Source organism: Hydrocoleum sp. CS-953 (assembly GCF_002260545.1).
Taxonomy (GTDB): Bacteria; Cyanobacteriota; Cyanobacteriia; order Cyanobacteriales; family Microcoleaceae; genus Trichodesmium.
This window is the reverse complement of record NZ_LGSU01000133.1, coordinates 1-2,238: the sequence shown is the minus strand read 5'-3', so window position 1 is coordinate 2,238 and position 2,238 is coordinate 1. Positions and strand designations below refer to the sequence as shown.

General features: G+C 33.1%; 2 protein-coding genes. Both read left to right on the top strand.

Translation table 11 applies throughout. From position 1 onward, the window contains the following. The first annotated feature begins 697 nt into the window (after window positions 1–697). Window positions 698–943, top strand: coding sequence for a hypothetical protein (locus AFK68_RS00950; protein ID WP_094670910.1), 246 nt, complete (start codon window positions 698–700; stop codon window positions 941–943). Beyond that, the gene (locus tag AFK68_RS43970) at window positions 934–1,155 is read left to right on the top strand and encodes a recombinase family protein (protein ID WP_143437391.1); all 222 of its coding nucleotides are present in this window, start codon (window positions 934–936) and stop codon (window positions 1,153–1,155) included. The genes AFK68_RS00950 and AFK68_RS43970 overlap by 10 nt, the downstream gene beginning before the upstream one ends. Window positions 1,156–2,238: the final 1,083 nt, after the last annotated feature.

Here is a 2,238-nt window from a genome sequence, read left to right as displayed (position 1 = left end):
TATAGCAATCCTATTTTATTTGTGTATAAAAATCTTACCGCTTTTAGGTATGGAGGGAATAGGGAACAGCAAACTGGTGGGAGTTTCATGTTTTTTATTTACTTTTTGATTTGTCATATTCAATCCGCTTAACTCGGTATAAAAAATTTTCATCTACGGTTCCCGAAAAATCAGCAAAAGTGTAAATATTTCTAAATTCTTTTCCCTCCTGACTCCTAGATTAACTATCTAATTATACCGATGCTACCGGATTTGATATCACAGCCTATTTAGTATTGCTATATATCCAATAAGTTTCTCAACTTACTTGTGAAGAATAATCTTCTCTCCCTTATCTCGTCTACAATTTATATGATAGCCAAGGCTAGCCATGGATGTCAAGATATTTGTCTATACCTATAGCAGCAATACCTATTAAGGTCTTTAACATTGTTATAGCGCTGCGCTCCGGGAACAGGGAACATAAAACAGGCAATAGTGAGAATAAATTGCCGATAATATAAAGCTTTGAGCTGCTTAGAGACCTCCTGCAATTTGTAAAGCGTGCCAGCGCACATTGCTATACAAGCTGAAAAGCTGTAGTAGTAAACTTTTTATAGGTCAATGAGTCCCTTCCGTCTAGCAATTGATTATTTTGTTTAAACTCTCTATCCCTTGCTAAAATCGAAGTTAGCAATGGCTAGCAAAGGTTGAATTTATGAAAAAACAAAGGCCAAGAAACTCTAATGGGACATTTAAGGAAGACCCAGAAGCCTTGACCAAAAAATCTATAGGTCTGAGAATTAGCAAAAAGAAAATGCCTAAGTTAGAGAAAGTTGCCAAACAAATGGGAAAATCAACAACAGAAATTTGTAGACTAATCGTTGAGGAATGGCTTGATTCTTTTGATTATGAAGATAAGCAAAAAAAGCAACTCGTTTCTGAGGGAAAGTTATCAACCTGATTGGAGACTCCCAGTCCAATCAGGTAAATCAACCCCAGGATTCAAAAGATAGTTCTCCAAAGTATCACAAACAAAGAGCTTTAGAACTTTATCAAGAGGGATTTAACTATCAAGATATAGCTGAAAAGTTAAAATTTGAGGGTTATAGAAATCGTAAAAATAATCCTTTTAGTGTTACTTCAATTAGGAAATGGATTAAAGATAGTAGTTAGTAATAGACATCTCCAGAAAAGAGAGAACAGGGAACAGGGAACAGGAAGAAAGAATAGATAATTTATGGATGATAATTGATTTGAATTTTAATTTTTGGAGATGTCTAATAGTTTTGTTGTAGATCGGTTCTAATATTTTAGAACCGTTATTATTGATTTACATAGAAAAGATTTATATAATATCAAGCGCGATAAGTTTTTGTTACCGAAATATTGTGGTTTAAAGCCTCCCCTTTTAAGGGGATAATAAATAAAAATTTTCCTGTTTGTCAATCCTCTTCTTTTCAAGGAGAGGTAATTCGCGCATTCTTAATTCGCGCATTCTGAATTATTGAAAAATGGTAGAAGTAGGGAAGAAGGAAGAAGGAAGAAGGAAGAAGGAAGAAGGAGTAAATCTTGAAAAAAAGGGCAAAAGGATAGAAATATCTACCTAAAATGAATTGAAGCTGCTTTTTTTCAGCATTTCTGAGAGACAGAAACCTTTTTGTAGCATTCTTTTTTCAAACTGGTATAATACAAATATTGTTTCTGTTGCGTAATATTTAGGGCTTGCTAAATAAATATCAAAGTATTGACAGATAAAAGTTTTAGCATTTTTAGGTCTTGAAAAAGTGCAAGGTTTTCGGTCTAGGGAGCTTAAAAAGTTAGGATTTTAGGGTGAAGCGAGGCATAAAAATCAAGGGATAAAATATCCGACAACCTCCTCTAAATTTCCCATTCCTCCTGACTTCTAGATTAACCATCTAAACTTATACCGATGCTACCTGATTTGATATAAAGCCTTCTATTTTAAGATAAAAAAAGTCCTAGGAGATTTCCTTGTATTCAATTCCCGTAAGGTTTTAACCAGAGGTAATTATCAATTATCCATTATCCATTATCAATTATCAATTATCCATTATCAATTATCCATTATCAATTATCCATTATCCATTATCAATTATCCATTATCAATTATCCATTATTGCTCCTGTTGCGTAATATTTATGCTTGTTCACCGAAAAATTAAGATATAAAGCCTTCTCTTTTAAGATAAAAAAAGTCCTAAGAGATTTCCTTGTATTCAATTCCCGTAAGGTTTTA